The 14463-nt window shown below is 72.8% G+C and carries 12 protein-coding genes and 1 riboswitch; of the genes, 3 read left to right on the top strand and 9 right to left on the bottom strand.

Translation table 11 applies throughout. The annotated features are described in order from the left end of the window. Window positions 1-28: 28 nt before the first annotated feature. From AB0M03_RS10715 to AB0M03_RS10705, 3 genes are all read right to left on the bottom strand, one after another. Window positions 29-541 carry a hypothetical protein gene (locus AB0M03_RS10715; protein WP_363490683.1) on the bottom strand — a complete coding sequence of 171 codons (513 nt, stop codon included), beginning with the start codon at window positions 539-541 and terminating at the stop codon, window positions 29-31. After that, entirely contained in the window at window positions 538-1305 is a 768-nt protein-coding gene (locus AB0M03_RS10710; protein ID WP_363490681.1) for a glycosyltransferase family 2 protein, read from the bottom strand. Before AB0M03_RS10710 ends, AB0M03_RS10715 begins: the two co-directional genes overlap by 4 nt. Window positions 1306-1662: 357 nt before the next feature. After that, entirely contained in the window at window positions 1663-2757 is a 1095-nt protein-coding gene (locus AB0M03_RS10705; RefSeq protein ID WP_363490679.1) for a LamG domain-containing protein, read from the bottom strand. 167 nt (window positions 2758-2924) lie between these two features. After that, window positions 2925-3068: riboswitch (cobalamin riboswitch) on the top strand. A gap of 210 nt (window positions 3069-3278) precedes the next feature. Here AB0M03_RS10705 and AB0M03_RS10700 point away from each other — a divergent pair. Both AB0M03_RS10700 and AB0M03_RS10695 read left to right on the top strand, forming a co-directional pair. Continuing rightward, on the top strand, window positions 3279-5663 hold the full coding sequence (locus AB0M03_RS10700) for a ribonucleoside-diphosphate reductase subunit alpha (protein WP_363490803.1): 2385 nt from the start codon (window positions 3279-3281) through the stop codon (window positions 5661-5663). A gap of 20 nt (window positions 5664-5683) precedes the next feature. Continuing rightward, window positions 5684-6679 carry a ribonucleotide-diphosphate reductase subunit beta gene (locus AB0M03_RS10695; RefSeq protein WP_363490801.1) on the top strand — a complete coding sequence of 332 codons (996 nt, stop codon included), beginning with the start codon at window positions 5684-5686 and terminating at the stop codon, window positions 6677-6679. Window positions 6680-6757: 78 nt separating this feature from the next. Here the strand turns inward: AB0M03_RS10695 and def are convergent, their stop codons facing one another. From def to AB0M03_RS10675, 4 genes are all read right to left on the bottom strand, one after another. Then, the gene (gene def, locus AB0M03_RS10690; RefSeq protein ID WP_363490677.1) at window positions 6758-7381 is read right to left on the bottom strand and encodes a peptide deformylase; all 624 of its coding nucleotides are present in this window, start codon (window positions 7379-7381) and stop codon (window positions 6758-6760) included. A 70-nt stretch (window positions 7382-7451) separates the two neighbouring features. Next, complete coding sequence (locus AB0M03_RS10685) at window positions 7452-8441, bottom strand: hypothetical protein (RefSeq protein WP_363490675.1); 990 nt, start codon at window positions 8439-8441, stop codon at window positions 7452-7454. A gap of 163 nt (window positions 8442-8604) precedes the next feature. Further along, complete coding sequence (locus AB0M03_RS10680) at window positions 8605-9951, bottom strand: HD domain-containing phosphohydrolase (RefSeq protein ID WP_363490673.1); 1347 nt, start codon at window positions 9949-9951, stop codon at window positions 8605-8607. Beyond that, window positions 9948-11363 (bottom strand): HD-GYP domain-containing protein, encoded by a 1416-nt coding sequence (locus AB0M03_RS10675; protein WP_363490671.1) that lies wholly within the window; start codon window positions 11361-11363, stop codon window positions 9948-9950. Before AB0M03_RS10675 ends, AB0M03_RS10680 begins: the two co-directional genes overlap by 4 nt. 478 nt (window positions 11364-11841) lie before the next feature. Between AB0M03_RS10675 and AB0M03_RS10670 the strand changes: the two genes are divergently transcribed. Next, on the top strand, window positions 11842-13134 hold the full coding sequence (locus AB0M03_RS10670) for a chitinase (protein WP_363490669.1): 1293 nt from the start codon (window positions 11842-11844) through the stop codon (window positions 13132-13134). Between the two features lie 77 nt (window positions 13135-13211). Here AB0M03_RS10670 and rsrA read toward each other — a convergent pair whose 3' ends face one another. Together rsrA and AB0M03_RS10660 are read right to left on the bottom strand one after the other, a co-directional pair. Next, window positions 13212-13544, bottom strand: coding sequence for a mycothiol system anti-sigma-R factor (gene rsrA / locus AB0M03_RS10665; protein WP_363490667.1), 333 nt, complete (start codon window positions 13542-13544; stop codon window positions 13212-13214). Next, window positions 13541-14284: a sigma-70 family RNA polymerase sigma factor gene (locus AB0M03_RS10660; RefSeq protein WP_363490665.1), complete on the bottom strand. Its 744-nt coding sequence runs from the start codon at window positions 14282-14284 to the stop codon at window positions 13541-13543. The genes rsrA and AB0M03_RS10660 overlap by 4 nt, the downstream gene beginning before the upstream one ends. Window positions 14285-14463: the final 179 nt, after the last annotated feature.

The raw sequence follows: 14463 nt of genomic DNA, 5'->3' as shown, positions 1-14463 counted from the left end.
GCGGCTCGTCGGGGGTGCGTCCGGTGCCTCAGCCATGAGGGGTCTGGGACTTCCCGAAGCGGAAGTACAGGCTCTGCGGGTGGCCGACGAGGGCGACCCGGACGAGGGCGACGTCGGCGTTGGTCTGCAGCTTCGCGACCAGGGGCACCGGCGCGCCGAAGCGGGGGGTGAGGGCCGTGGTGGAGCTGGCCAGGGTCTGCCCGCTCGGCGACTCCAGGGTGACCAGGACCTGGTAGCCGTGGGCGCCCTCGCCGTGGTCGGTGACCGCGATCGGGACGACCACGGTGGAGCCCTCGAAGCCGGGCGAGGCGGTGAAGAACAGTTCGGCGTAGGTCCGGGGACGCTCGGTGAAGGAGTCCAGCAGCACCTCCCGGGTGGCCGGGACGGCCCACAGGGTGCAGGCGACGGCGACCGCCGCGACGGTGCCGGCGAGCACGGCGGGCAGCCGGGACGGCAGGGCTCGCCGCCGCCGCCGTGGGACGGCGGCGACGACCGGCTCCGGCCCGGTCCCGGCCGGGGCTTCCCCGGACCGGATGCTCATACCGCCTCGATGCGTTCGCTGCGCTTCTGCTGGGCGGGGATGCGGGCCTGCCCGGACTCGACGGCGGGCGCCTGGGCGTCGTGCCGCCGGAAGCGGTGGTTGAAGAGCTGGCGGAGGTTGGCCATGCCGTCCGGCAGGGCGTTCAGCTTCACCTCGCCGCCGCGGGTCCGGTACTCGATCGGGACCTCCATGAAGCGGTACCCGGCCGAGGTGGCGGCGTTCTTGATCTCCTGGGAGAAGGCCATGCCTCGGGAGCGCACGTCCAGGCCGTCCCAGATGTACCGCCGGAAGATCCACATGCCGGACTGGGAGTCCCGCAGGCCGTTGCGGAAGAGGGTGCGGCTGAGGGCGCTGAGGGCGTGGTTGGCGACGAAGTGCGAGGCCTTCATGGCGCGCCGGTTGCGGCGGTGCAGGCGATCCGTCGTCATGAACTCCACGTCGTGGTCGACCAGAGTGCGCAACAGGTCCGGCAGGGCGTCGAACGGGTAGGTGCAGTCGGCGTCACCGGTCGCGATGACGTCCCCGGTGGCGACGTCGAACCCGGCCAGGTAGGCGTTCCCGTAACCGCGCTCGGGCTGCAGGACCACCCGGGCGCCCAGGGCACGGGCGACGGCTGCGGTGTCGTCCGTCGAGGCGTTGTCGACGACGACGACCTCGGTCCTCCAGCCGGCGGCGGCGAGTTCCGCCGCCGGGATCGTGCCCATCACCGCCGGGAGGTTTGACGCCTCGTTGAGCGCGGGAATCACGATGGACAGAGTGTTCACGCTCTATTCCCCCTGTAAAGCAACTGCTCGTCCCGCCCCCTCGGGTGAGCGGGCCGGTCCGGGGGTCGGGTGTCGGACGACAGGTCGGGACGGTCCCCGACGGCCTCTCAGGCGGCGGGGCCGGTCCACGGACGACGGCCGGTGTGCGGCCGCCTCCCCTCGCCTGAACTCACCGAGGTTCCGGCCGACCGCGTTCGGACGCCGTCGAACCCAATGCGCCCCCACTCGGCCGAATGCCGCCATCCCCGTTCGCTCGGGCGCCATCTTTTCACACGCCACTCGCCGGTGACACCACGGCATGCGTGAGGCAGGACACGGCCCGACCGGGCCGTGTCCGCGCTGCGGCGTTCCGCCGGCTCAGCCGCCGACGAGCCAGGAACCGGCCGGCTTGGCGCTCAGTCCGGTGCCGCCGGTCTTCAGGCTGGCGACCTGCTGGGGGTTCAGGACCTCGTCCCACACGATGATCCGGCCGATCACCCCGGCCCAGCTGCCGCCCCAGATGCCGTGGTGCCGGCTGCGGCCGAGCTGCAGCGGGCCGGGGCCCGCCCAGATGCCGCCGTTGAGCTTGGCGGTGGCCGCCTGCGCGCCGTTGACGTAGAGCGTGATGCTGTGCTGCCCTGCGTCGTACACGCCGGTGAGCAGCGCCCACTGGCCCACCGTCTGCACGCTGTCCGGGGCCGCCGCCACCACGACGGTGCCGTCCGCGCCCCCGTCGGCGGTCTGCACCCGGAACGCCCAGGCCTTCTTGCCGTTGGCGTCGTCGCGGGCGAGGTCGAAGGAGTACGAAATGCCGTCGCCCTGGCTGATCGCCGTGCGGGAGCCGCCCGGCGCCTCGTTGTAGACCCAGGCGGAGATCGAGAAGCTCTTGGTGACGTCGATCACCTGGTTCGCCGACTGGGCGAAGGAGTTGCCGTTGCTGCGCAGGCGCAGCGCGTATCCGCCCTGGACCTCGCTGACCTGCGCGTCCGGGCCCATCGCGATGTTCGCCTGGCCGGAGCGGTCGGCGAGCAGTTCGGGCTGGCCGGGCACGGTGGGCGAGTTGGCCGAGGCGGTCGAGCCGGAGCCGGACGGGCGCGGGGAGGCGGAGGTGGACGCGCCCGAGGACGGACCGGCCTCCGGGGTGCCGTGCACGCCCTTCATGACGGCCAGTCCGACCGCACCGCCCAGCAGACAGGCGGTCAGCACGATGCCGCCCGTCCAGATCAGCTTCTTGCGGCGCGACCGGGCCTCGTGCTGTTCGGCGAGCGCCTCCCAGTCGGGCATCGCGGTCGCGGGCTGCTGCTGCGGAACGGCCCACTGCTGCTGCGACGGGAAGCCGGGCGGCGTGCCGAAGCCGACCTGCGGCGGGAAGGACTGGGCACCCTGTGCCCCCTGCTCCGCGGGATTCGCCGGTCCCTCTTGGGACCCGGGCTGACCCGTCCAACCGGGCGTGGCCCCCGTACCGTCACTCATGGCCAGAGATCGTAGGCCATGGGGTGCGGCGCAGTCTCGGGTGGTGACCGTTCCGTGAGCACAACGGGTGGGTCAGGGGCGGGTCGGATGTGCACACTGCGCTCACCGGAGTGTGTCCAGCCACGGACGCGACACGCTGCGTGCACAAGATATGGGGGTACATCACGGAGACACCACTACATGTATGCTCACTCTCGCTGTCGACGCAGGGGAACCCGGTGCAAGTCCGGGACTGCCCCGCAACGGTGAGCAGGCCCGTGAACGTCCGGGCCCGCACAGTCCGAGGGCCTGCCGACGGTGTGCCACCGGCTTCCCCGCAGATGCCATGAAGCACAGCTGTACGTCCGGGCCTCGCGGGTGGGCCGGGTGGCGACGCGCGCCTCGACTCGGATCGGGCGTGCCGTTCTGCCCTGCCGCGCGCACGCCCTGACGCACCCCCGGCCCCAGGCCCGCGGGGTACCCGAAGCGTCCGCTGCCGCCACAGGAGAGAGTGCGCCTTGACCGTCGCTGCCTCAGTCACCCTGCCCTCCCAGGGAATCGCCGAGTCCGCCCAGACCGACCCCGGTGCTGCGCTGCTCCGGCTGCTCACCGACCGCAGCACCGACCTCCCCCAGGTGGACCCCGGCCACGTCGCCGCCGCCGCACTGCGCGGCCGTCACGCCGGCTCCGACTTCGCGGAGCTGCGCGGGCTGGCCGTGGAGGCCGCCGCGTCGATGATCGCCGAGGACCCGCAGTACTCGAAGCTCGCGGCCCGCCTGCTGGCGCTGGAGATCCGCGACGAGGCGGTCTCCCAGGGCGCGGTCACCTTCGCCGCCTCGATCGCCGTCGGCCACGCCGAGGGCCTGATCGGCGACACCACCGCGGCCTTCGTGGCCAAGCACGCGGACGCCTTCGACGCCCTGGTCGACCTGCAGGGCGACGACCGCTTCGAGTACTTCGGCCTGCGCACCGTGCAGTCCCGCTACCTGCTGCGCCACCCGATCACCCGCAAGGTGGTCGAGACCCCGCAGTACTTCCTGCTGCGCGTCGCCGCGGGCCTCGCGGTCGGCGACAGCGAGCAGTCGGTGGCCGAGGTGGCGGAGCTGTACCGGCTGATGAGCCGTCTGGAGTACCTGACGTCCTCTCCGACGCTGTTCAACTCCGGCACCAAGCACCCGCAGATGTCCTCCTGCTACCTGCTGGACTCGCCGCTGGACAACCTGGACTCGATCTACAGCCGCTACGCGCAGATCGCCCGGCTGTCCAAGCACGCCGGCGGCATCGGCCTGTCCTACTCGCGCATCCGCTCCCGCGGCAGCCTGATCCGCGGCACCAACGGCCAGTCCAACGGCATCGTGCCGTTCCTGCGCACCCTGGACTCCTCGGTCGCCGCGGTCAACCAGGGCGGCCGCCGCAAGGGCGCCGCCTGCGTGTACCTGGAGACCTGGCACGCCGACATCGAGGAGTTCCTGGAGCTCCGCGACAACACCGGCGAGGAGGCCCGGCGCACCCACAACCTCAACCTGGCGCACTGGATCCCGGACGAGTTCATGCGCCGGGTCAACGCCGACGAGGACTGGTCGCTGTTCTCCCCCGCCGACGTCCCCGAGCTGGTCGACCTGTGGGGCGCCGACTTCGACGAGGCGTACCGCAAGGCCGAGCAGGCCGGCAAGGCCGTCCGCACCATCCCGGCGCAGACCCTGTACGCCCGGATGATGCGCACCCTGGCGCAGACCGGCAACGGCTGGATGACCTTCAAGGACGCCTCCAACCGGGCCGCCAACCAGACCGCGCTGCCCGGCCGCACCGTGCACTCGTCCAACCTGTGCACGGAGATCCTGGAGGTCACCGACGACTCCGAGACGGCCGTCTGCAACCTCGGCTCGGTCAACCTGGGCGCCCACGTCGCCGCCGGCGCCACCGCCGCCGACCTCGTGAACGCGATGGACTGGGAGCGCCTGGACGCCACCGTCCGCACCGCGGTGACCTTCCTCGACCGGGTCATCGACATCAACTTCTACCCGACCACCGAGGCGGGCACGTCCAACTCCCGCTGGCGGCCGGTCGGCCTCGGCGTGATGGGCCTGCAGGACGTCTTCTTCCAGCTGCGGATCGACTTCGACTCCGCCGAGGCGAAGACCCTCTCCACCCTGATCTCCGAGCGCATCATGCTCACCGCCTACGAGCGCTCCGCGGACCTCGCCGAGCAGTTCGGCCGCCACGAGGCGTACGGCGAGACCCGTGCCGCCCGCGGCGAGCTGCACATCGACCACTTCGACGCCGCCGCCCCGCAGTGGACGGAGCGCTGGGACGCGCTGCGCGCCCGGATCGCCGAGACCGGCCTGCGCAACTCGCTGCTGCTGGCGATCGCGCCGACCGCCACCATCGCCTCGATCGCCGGCGTCTACGAGTGCATCGAGCCGCAGGTGTCCAACCTGTTCAAGCGCGAGACGCTCTCCGGCGAGTTCCTCCAGGTCAACCCGTACCTGGTGCGCGAGCTCAAGGAGCTCGGCGTCTGGGACCAGCAGACCCGGGACGCGCTGCGCGAGACCAACGGCTCCGTCCAGGAGCTCAACTGGCTGCCCGCCGAGGTCCGTTCGCTGTACCGCACGGCCTGGGAGCTGCCGCAGCGCGCGCTGATCGACCTGGCCGCGGCCCGCATGCCGTACATCGACCAGAGCCAGTCGCTGAACCTCTTCATGGCCGCGCCCACCATCGGCAAGCTCAGCTCGATGTACGCGTACGCCTGGAAGGTCGGCCTGAAGACCACCTACTACCTGCGGTCGCGCCCGGCCACCCGGATCGCGCAGGCCGCCACGGGCGCCCGCGCCGCCGTGCCGGTGCCGGCGCCGACCATGAGCCAGGAGGAGCAGGACGCCATCGCCTGCTCCCTGGAGAACCCCGAGTCCTGCGAGGCCTGCCAGTGAGCACCGACGACCGCCAGAAGATGCTGCTCGACCCGGGCTTCGAGCTGACGCTGCGCCCGATGCGCTACCCGTCGTTCTACGACCGGTACCGCGACGCCATCAAGAACACCTGGACGGTGGAGGAGGTGGACCTGCACTCCGACGTCGCCGACCTCGCCAAGCTGAGCGAGGGCGAGCGGCACATGATCGGCCGCCTGGTCGCCTTCTTCGCCACCGGTGACTCGATCGTCGCCAACAACGTGGTGCTGAGCCTCTACAAGCACATCAACTCGCCCGAGGCCCGGCTCTACCTGTCCCGGCAGCTGTTCGAGGAGGCCGTGCACGTCCAGTTCTACCTGACGCTGCTCGACACCTACCTGCCCGACCCGGACGACCGCGCGGCGGCCTTCGCGGCGGTGGAGAACATCCCCTCCATCCACCAGAAGGCGCAGTTCTGCTTCAAGTACATGAACGCGGTCGACCACATCGACTCGCTGCAGACCAAGGAGGACCGCCGCGCGTTCCTCCTGAACCTGATCTGCTTCGCGGCCTGCGTCGAGGGCCTGTTCTTCTACGGCGCCTTCGCGTACGTGTACTGGTTCCGCAGCCGCGGCCTGCTGCACGGCCTGGCCACCGGCACCAACTGGGTGTTCCGCGACGAGTCCATGCACATGGACTTCGCGTTCAGCGTCGTGGACACCGTCCGCGAGGAGGAGCCGGACCTCTTCGACGAGCATATGGCCAAGCAGGTCACCGAGATGCTGGAGGAGGCCGTCGAGGCCGAGCTCCAGTTCGCCCGCGACCTCTGCGGCGAGGGCCTGCCCGGCATGAACACCGAGTCCATGCGCCAGTACCTGGAGGCCGTCGCCGACCAGCGCCTGGCCCGCCTCGGCCTGCCGATCCGCTACGGCTCCACCAACCCCTTCGGGTTCATGGAGCTGCAGAACGTCCAGGAGCTGACCAACTTCTTCGAGCGCCGGGTCTCCGCCTACCAGGTCGCCGTCGAGGGTTCGGTCTCCTTCGACGACGACTTCTAGGCCGCGGCACACCGGTCACGCAGGAGGGCCGCACCCGGGTTCCGGGTGCGGCCCTCGCGCGTGCCGTCGGGCGGTCCGTCAGTCGTTCGGGACGGTGGCGTACTTGGGGGTGCCCTCGGCCATCTGCTTCAGGGCGTCCTTGCGGTCGCGCTTGGAGAGCCGGTCGATGTACAGGTAGCCGTACAGGTGGTCGGTCTCGTGCTGGAGGCAGCGGGCGAAGAAGCCGGTGCCCTCGACCCGGATCGGGTTGCCGTCCTTGTCGACCCCGGTGACGGCGGCGTAGTCGGGGCGGGCCAGGTCCATGTAGGCGGTGGGGACGGACAGGCAGCCCTCGGCGGAGTCGTCCAGGGCGCGGCGGCCCGGCGGCAGCTCCTCCAGCACCGGGTTGACGACGTGTCCGACGTGGCGCACGCCCTCGTCGTCGGGGCAGTCGTAGACGAAGACCTTGAGGTCGACGCCGATCTGGTTCGCGGCCAGGCCGACGCCGTCGGCGGCGTACATCGAGACGAACATGTCGTCGATGAGCGAGGCGAGTTCGCCGTCGAAGGCGGTCACCGTGGCGACCTCGCGGTGCAGCACCGGGTTGCCGAAGACCGTGATCGGGCGGGCCGTGCCCTTGGAGAGGTCGGGCAGCTCGCCGACGACCTTCTGCACCGGGGTCTCGTCCTGCTCGGGGTGGTCGTGCTCGTGCTCGTCGGCCATCGCTGGTTTCCGCTCCGTGGTTCCGTCCAGGTGTACCGCTCAAGGGTACGGCGCCGGGCGAACCCCTTCCTCAACAAACCTCTTCGAGGTCCCGGTACGCCCGGGTGGCGGGGGAGGCGGCGACCCAGCGGTCCAGGAGGGTGCGGACCAGGCCGGCGGGGGCGGCGATGCCGCACTCGCGCTCGGCGAGCCAGGAGGTGCCGATGCTGCCCTGGCTGAGGTGGCTGAGGTGGCCGGGGTGGGTGGGGTCGCCGTCGTCGTGCGGGTCGTGGTGGGCGGTGTGGCCGTCGTCGATGGCCATCCGGCTCTCCGAGCAGGCGCGGCACAGCAGCCGCACCGAGCTCGTCCAGTCCTCGGCGGCGTACCCGGCGTCGGCGACCAGACGCTCCAGCGCGTCCCGGTCACCCGCCGTGGCGGCCTGCAGCAGCACCACGAAGGTCGGCACCGGGGAGGGCGCCCACAGCTCGATCTCGTCGAAGACGGGGTAGGCGACGCCGTCGGCGACCCGCTCGCCGTGCGGGGCGCCGTCGTGCAGCACGACCTCGCCCCAGCGGCGGCCGGAGGACGGCAGCGGGATGGACAGCACCTCGATCCGGGCGGGGTCGAGCCGGCGGCCCCAGACCACCTCGGACTCGCCGTCCGGGGAGAGCCGCACCGGGGTGGTGCCGAGGTCGAGGTCGACGGGCCCGTCGGCGGGGACTCCGGGCCCGCCGGGGAGTCTCAGCCCGTACGCCTGCCAGGCACGGCGGGCGAGCGGCCAGTCCTGCAGGGCGGTGGCGGTGATGCCGAGGTTCCACCAGTCGGGGGCACCGGTCGCCCGGTCGAGCAGGGCGACGGCGCGCAGCCCGGCGGTGCGGGCCTGCTCCCAGTCGCGGCGGAACTTGTGCAGCAGGGCGAGGTTGAACCAGGAGTCGGAGAGCCACGGCTCCAGGTCGGCGGCCATGACGAGCAGGGCGCCGGCGTCCTCGTAGCGGCCGTCGCCGATGAGCGTGAAGGCGCGGTCGGTCGTCTGCCGCCAGGTGGCCGACGGCCGGTGCCTTGCGCGGTGGAAGATCCTCACGTTCCGTCCCTGCCGTTGTCGTCCGCCAGTTCTCAGCACATGCTCCGAGGCCGGCTGCTGCAACGGGAACGATCCGGTGTGCCGGGTGGCCCCGCATCCGGTGTTCCACGCTACGACCGCATCCAACCACGCCTGTGGCGGCCCGCGCTCCCCGCGCGGCGGTTCATGCCGGTTCGCGGCCCGCGGCGCCCGCTCTGGCCAAGGCGTCGACCACGGCCGGGTCGTAGCCGCGGCCTCGCTCCAGCCGCAGCCGTTCCAGCGCCGCGAAGGCGGCGGTGGCCTCGGACAGCCCGCGGCCGCGGGCCTCGGTGCGCAGGTCGTCGTGGGCGTTGGCGACCCGGATGATGCGGGCGGCCAGCGGCAGGCTGCGGTCGGCGGCGCCGTCCGGCAGCCGGAAGGGGTCGGCGAGCCGGGCGACCTGGTCGCCGACCCGCCGCGGGACGCCGGTGCGCCGGATGACCTCGCTGCCCAGGCGGGCGATCCGCTGCTGTTCGGCGGGCGGCAGCATGGCGGTGGCACCGCCGGGTACGGGTTCGACCAGCGAGAGCTGGCCGATGTCGTGCATCAGTGCGGCGTACTCCAGAAGGGCGAGATCCCGGGTCCCGAGCCCGAGTTCGCGCCCCAGCGCGCACGCCGTGTCGGCGACCCGGCGGGCATGCCCCGGTGGGGTGTAGCCGGCGACCTCGGTGGCCCGGGCGAGCGCCTCGATGGTCTGCCCGGTGGTGGCGCGGATCGCCGCGGCCCGCCGGAAGGACGCCTGGGCCAGCAGCAGCGGGGTGCAGAACAGCGGCAGCGCCCACAGCCCGACCTCGCCGGCGAGCAGGCTGACCAGCATGCCGGTGGCGACGATCGCCGATCCGATGCCGAGCAGCGAACGCAGTTCGTCCTCCAGTGCGGCGGCGAACCGCAGGCCGGCGCGGGCGCGGTGCAGCACCGCGGCCAGCACGGCGTCGCAGAGCGCGGTGAGTGCGGCGACGCCGGTCAGCAGGGCCCCGTACGCCGGGCCGACGATCGGTGCCCGGTCGAGCAGGCCGCTGCCGTAGACCGGCTGGAAGAGCAGGGCGGCGAAGGCCGTGGTGAGCAGCCGCCGGGAGGCGATGTCGGCGCGGGCGGCGTCCGGCAGGCCGGGGGCGGGCCGGGCGTGCCGACCGGGGCCGGCGCGGCGGGTGCGGACGCCGGGCAGGGCGAGCGGGAGCAGGCCGGCCAGGGTGCCGAGGCCGGTGACGGCGACGACCTGCAGTGTCCCGTGGCCGGTGGGGGTGCCGTGCAGCGGTCCGAGCAGGGCGTAGGCGAGGGCGGCGGCGGTGCCGAGCGGGGCCTGCTCGCGGTCGCCGGGCAGGGTGATCCTGGCCCGTTCGCCGGCCGCGACGACGGTGCCGAAGGCGAGGGCCACCTGCGGCTGGACGAGGCCGTGCACGGCGACGTGGAGCAGGGCCGCGCCGAGCAGCAGGGCTGCGGCGGCGTGGACGGCGGACGGCCGGAGGAAGCCGCCGCGCCGGCCGGGTCTCACGGCGACCCGCCCGCGGTGATCCGGCCGCCCGGCCCGGGCACCCGGTGGGCCGGCTCGGGGACGCCGAGCGGGATGTCCGGGACCTCGCCGTCCCAGCCGCCGGGCGGTGGCGGCTCGGGCTGCCAGCCGTGCAGGTCGACGGCGGCGACCAGGGCCTGCACCATGGCCGGGTCGAACTGGCTTCCGGCGCAGCGCTGGAGTTCGGTGACGGCCTCGGTGACGGGGCGGCCGCGCCGGTAGGAGCGGGTGGAGGTCATCGAGTCGAAGGCGTCGGCGACCGAGATGATCCGGGCGAACTCGGGGATCCGGTCGCCGGCCAGGCCGGCGGGGTAGCCGCGGCCGTCGAGCCGTTCGTGGTGGTGCAGGATGCCCGCCCGGGCCTCGCCGAGGAAGGCGAGGTCGCGGACGAGTTCGTGGCCGAAGACCGGGTGGACCTCGACGGCGCGGCGCTCGGCCTCGGTGAGCGGGCCGTTGCGGCGCAGCAGTTCGGTGGCGACGCCGAGTTTGCCGACGTCGTGCAGGGTGCCGGCGAAGTGCAGGGTGCGGATGCGGTCCTCGGCCATGCCGAGCTGTCGGGCCATCAGGACGGCGGCCCGGCCGACGCGTTCGCTGTGGCCGCGGGTGTAGGCGTCCTTGATCTCCACGGCCTGGACGAGGGCGCGGACGGTGGCCTGGTGAGCGCCGGCCTCCCGGTGGCCCTGGGCGAACATCCAGGCGGAGATGGAGAGCGGCAGCAGGGCGAGCACCGCCGCGAACGCACCGTACGGGCCCTGCCAGAGGACCGCGACCATCAGGCCGCCGGCGCCCTGGACGAGTGCGGGCAGCACCACGGCGCCGGCGGCCCGGGCGAGGTCGGCGGGGTGGGCGGCGCGGTGCGGGCGGGCGGTGTCCAGCTGCCGCATGACACCGACGAGAACGGCGTTGACCAGGCAGAACGCTGCGACGGCGGCCATCGCGCCGAGGGCCGCGGCGGGGAAGTCCGCGCCGAGCAGCAGGTGCGGGCCGCCGAGCAGCCGGTAGACGGCGGCGGCGGCGAATGCGGCGACGGCCAGCTGGGCGGCGTTCCAGAGCCGGCGCAGCCGGCGCGGCCGGGGGATGTGGGCGGTGAGCGCGCCGGGGACGGCGACCAGTGCGGCCGCGGCGGGCGGGAGCAGCAGGACGCCGGCGAAGAGCACCGGGAAGAAGCCGCGGCCGGGCAGTGCGCGGGCGGGCTCGCGGGGTTCGCGGGGCGGTCGGCGCAGCAGCCGTCGGCCGACTCTGGCGCAGGGGGTGGGCAGTCCGACGGCGAGGGACTCGGCGCAGGTGTGCAGGAAGGCGAGCAGGGCGAGGCGGGGCCAGTCGACGGTGCCGCCGAGCGGGCCGCGCAGGGTGGTGGCGAGCGGGAGCAGGCAGCAGGCGGCGCCGGCCAGCACCGCGGCGGCGTATCGGGCCGCGGCCCCGGTCAGGGCGTCGCCCTCGCCTTCGCTTGCGATGTCAGCCTCCCCCGCCGTGCCCGGCCCGTCCCGTTCGCGGGCCAGTGAGGAGAATAGGCCCGAGTCCGGGCGGCGGGGCGCACGATCGCGCAATGACGCAGTCGATGCAGCGCCAGCTCACCCGAACGAGTGAAAGGGCCCAATCGTCGGAACGGCTTGCCGGGCAGCGCGGCCGGCGCGGCCGTGAGAGCGCTTCCCGAAGGCTTCCTTAAGGGAGGCCCAAGCCTGCCGCACGGCCCTTGACCCTGCCAGTGGTCCAGTCCACCGTGAGGTGACCCCGTCCGGAAGGGGCCCGGCCGCCCCGTGCGGCCGGGAGTGCACCACGGCATCGCCGCGCGGATGCCGACGTCCCGTCACCCGACCGCCCCGGCCGCTCGTACGGCCGGCGGTCCGTCCTGCTCTCCCGGAGAGGTCCCCCATGGAACGTGCCCAGCTCCGCTCCCCCGCGCCCGGCCGGCACCGCCGCCGGCGCGGCGCCGCCGCAGCGGCGGCCGTGGCCGCGCTCGGCCTGATCGCGGGCGGTGCGGCCGCCGCGCTGGCCGGCGGCGACGCCCTCGCCTCCTCCCCTGCGGCGGCCGGCCTCGGCAGCAACTGGTACGCGTCGGCCCCCTATCTGATGCCGGAGGACAACTCGCCGCCGGACCCGGCCGCGGTGATGGACGCGACCGGCCAGAAGGCCTTCCAGCTGGCCTTCATCCTGGACTCGGGCGGCTGCACGCCCTCCTGGGGCGGCACCTCCTCGATCGAGACGGACACCGTGATGCCGGCGGTGATCCAGAAGATCCGGGCGAAGGGCGGCGACGTCTCGGTCTCGGTCGGCGGCTACGGCGGCAACAAGCTCGGCCAGGGCTGCGGCACCCCGGAGGCCACCGCGGCCGGCTATCAGAAGGTCATCACCAAGTACCAGTTGAAGGCGATCGACTTCGACCTGGAGGAGCCGGAGTACGAGAACGCGGCGGCCATCCACAACGAGATCGGCGCCGCGAAGATCCTCCAGAAGAACAACCCGGGGCTCTACGTCTCCATCACCACGGCGGGCACCAACGCGGGCACCGGCTGGTTCGGGCAGCAGATGCTGAACGAGGCCAAGTCCCAGGGCTTCACGCCGAACAACTTCTCCATCATGCCGTTCGACGGCGGCTTCAACGGCGCCGCGGCGCAGACCGATGCGCTGGTGAAGTTCAACAAGATCCTGCAGACCACCTTCGGCTGGGACGAGGCCACCGCCTACGCCCACGAGGGCGTCTCGCTGATGAACGGCCGCACCGACGTCGCCGAGTACTTCAAGCAGGCCGACTTCCAGGCCGTGCTGGACTTCGCGACCGCGCACGAGCTGGCCCGCTACACCTTCTGGTCCGTCAACCGGGACCGCCAGTGCCCCGGCACCGTCGACCCGGGGCTGTCCGGCTCCTGCTCCAGCGTGGCGCAGAGCGACTGGGACTTCACCAAGTACACGGTGAAGTTCGCCGGCGCGACCCCGCCCACCGCCACGCCGACCGCGACCCCCACCGGCACCCCGACCGGCTCAGCCTCGCCGACCGGGAAGCCCGGCACCTGCACGCTGCCGGCCTGGAACGCGTCGACCGTCTACACCAACGGCAACAAGGTCTCGTACCAGGGCCGGAACTACCACGCCAAGTGGTGGACGCAGAACGAGATCCCGACCAACAGCGGGCAGTGGGGCGTCTGGGCGGACGACGGCGCCTGCTGACCCCGGGTGCGGCACGGGCCGGCGCCCGGGGCGACCCCCGGCGCCGGCCCGTGCCGGACACGACCGTCCTGCGGTGCCTACTCGGTCGCCGCCGCGGTGGCCGCGGCGGCGCCGTGCCCGGCGCCCTCCTCGGCCGACACCTGGGCGGAGCGCTGGCCGGCCCGGATGGAGTCGATCCTGGCGAGCACCTTGGTGCGCAGGTCGGCCGGGGTGTCGTCACAGCCGCAGGAGCGCTTGATCAGGGCCTTGATGGCCTGCTCCAGCCCGTACTTCTCCAGGCAGGGCGAGCACTCCTCGAAGTGCACCCGCAGCTTGACGCAGTCGCCCTCGGCCATCTCGTTGTCGAGGAATTCGTAGAGGTGGTCGAGCACCTCGCCGCACTCGGTGTCGTGCGGATCGCCGCAGCTCATGAGCCCGCGCCCTTCGCTTCCTGCCCTGCACCGGTGCCCGCCGGCACGAGACCGCGCTCGCGGGCGTAGTCCTCCAGCATGCCGCGCAACTGACGGCGGCCACGGTGCAGTCGGGACATCACCGTACCGATGGGTGTACCCATGATGTCCGCGATCTCCTTGTACGCAAAGCCCTCGACGTCCGCCAGGTAGACGGCGATCCGGAACTCCTCAGGAATGGCCTGCAGGGCGTCCTTCACGTCGCTGTCCGGCAGGTGGTCCAGTGCCTGGGCCTCCGCCGACCGCAGCCCGGTCGACATGTGCGACTCGGCCCGGGCGAGCTGCCAGTCCTCGATCTCCTCGGCCGCGGTGCGCTGGGGCTCGCGCTGCTTCTTGCGGTACGAGTTGATGAAGGTGTTGGTGAGGATGCGGTACAGCCACGCCTTGAGGTTCGTGCCCTCGCGGAACTGGTGGAAGGACGCGTACGCCTTGGCGAACGCCTCCTGGAGCAGGTCCTCCGCGTCGGCCGGATTGCGGGTCATCCGCAGCGCCGCCGAGTACATCGGGTCCAGGAAGGCCAGCGCGTCGCGCTCGAAGCGCTCCCGGCGCGCGTCCTCGGTCTCGTCCGAGGACACCCGGAAGGTGTCCTCGCCGATGGCCTCGGCCAGTTCGTCCCCGGTGAGTGCCCCGCCCTCGGGCACGCCCTCACCCGGCACGGCACCCGGCACGGCCTCGTCCTCGGTCCCGACGACCGGACCCACCTCCTCGGAACTGCGGGCCCGGCCCACCGCGGGCCGACCCGAAATGGAGGATATCCGGCCCACCGGCTTCTCGCCCGCGACAATCCATTCCGACCAGTCGGGCACGAGGGCGCCTTGCGCCGCCCGCTCCTCCGGCCGCTCGGGGCACGCGATCGAACCCATGGACGCTGCCTTTCCAC

It is taken from the genome of Kitasatospora sp. NPDC051914, assembly GCF_040680995.1.
GTDB lineage: Bacteria > Actinomycetota > Actinomycetes > Streptomycetales > Streptomycetaceae > Kitasatospora.
The sequence above is the reverse complement of the archived record's forward strand: the minus strand, read 5'-3'. Positions and strand labels throughout refer to the sequence as shown.

Excerpts from the sequence above, each read along its gene's own strand:
- AB0M03_RS10715 (WP_363490683.1), bottom strand. The coding sequence starts at position 541 with ATGAGCATCCGGTCCGGGGAAGCCCCGGCCGGGACCGGGCCGGAGCCG.
- AB0M03_RS10705 (WP_363490679.1), bottom strand. The coding sequence starts at position 2,757 with ATGAGTGACGGTACGGGGGCCACGCCCGGTTGGACGGGTCAGCCCGGG.
- AB0M03_RS10695 (WP_363490801.1), top strand. The coding sequence starts at position 5,684 with ATGCTGCTCGACCCGGGCTTCGAGCTGACGCTGCGCCCGATGCGCTAC.
- def (WP_363490677.1), bottom strand. The coding sequence starts at position 7,381 with ATGGCCGACGAGCACGAGCACGACCACCCCGAGCAGGACGAGACCCCG.
- AB0M03_RS10670 (WP_363490669.1), top strand. The coding sequence starts at position 11,842 with ATGGAACGTGCCCAGCTCCGCTCCCCCGCGCCCGGCCGGCACCGCCGC.
- rsrA (WP_363490667.1), bottom strand. The coding sequence starts at position 13,544 with ATGAGCTGCGGCGATCCGCACGACACCGAGTGCGGCGAGGTGCTCGAC.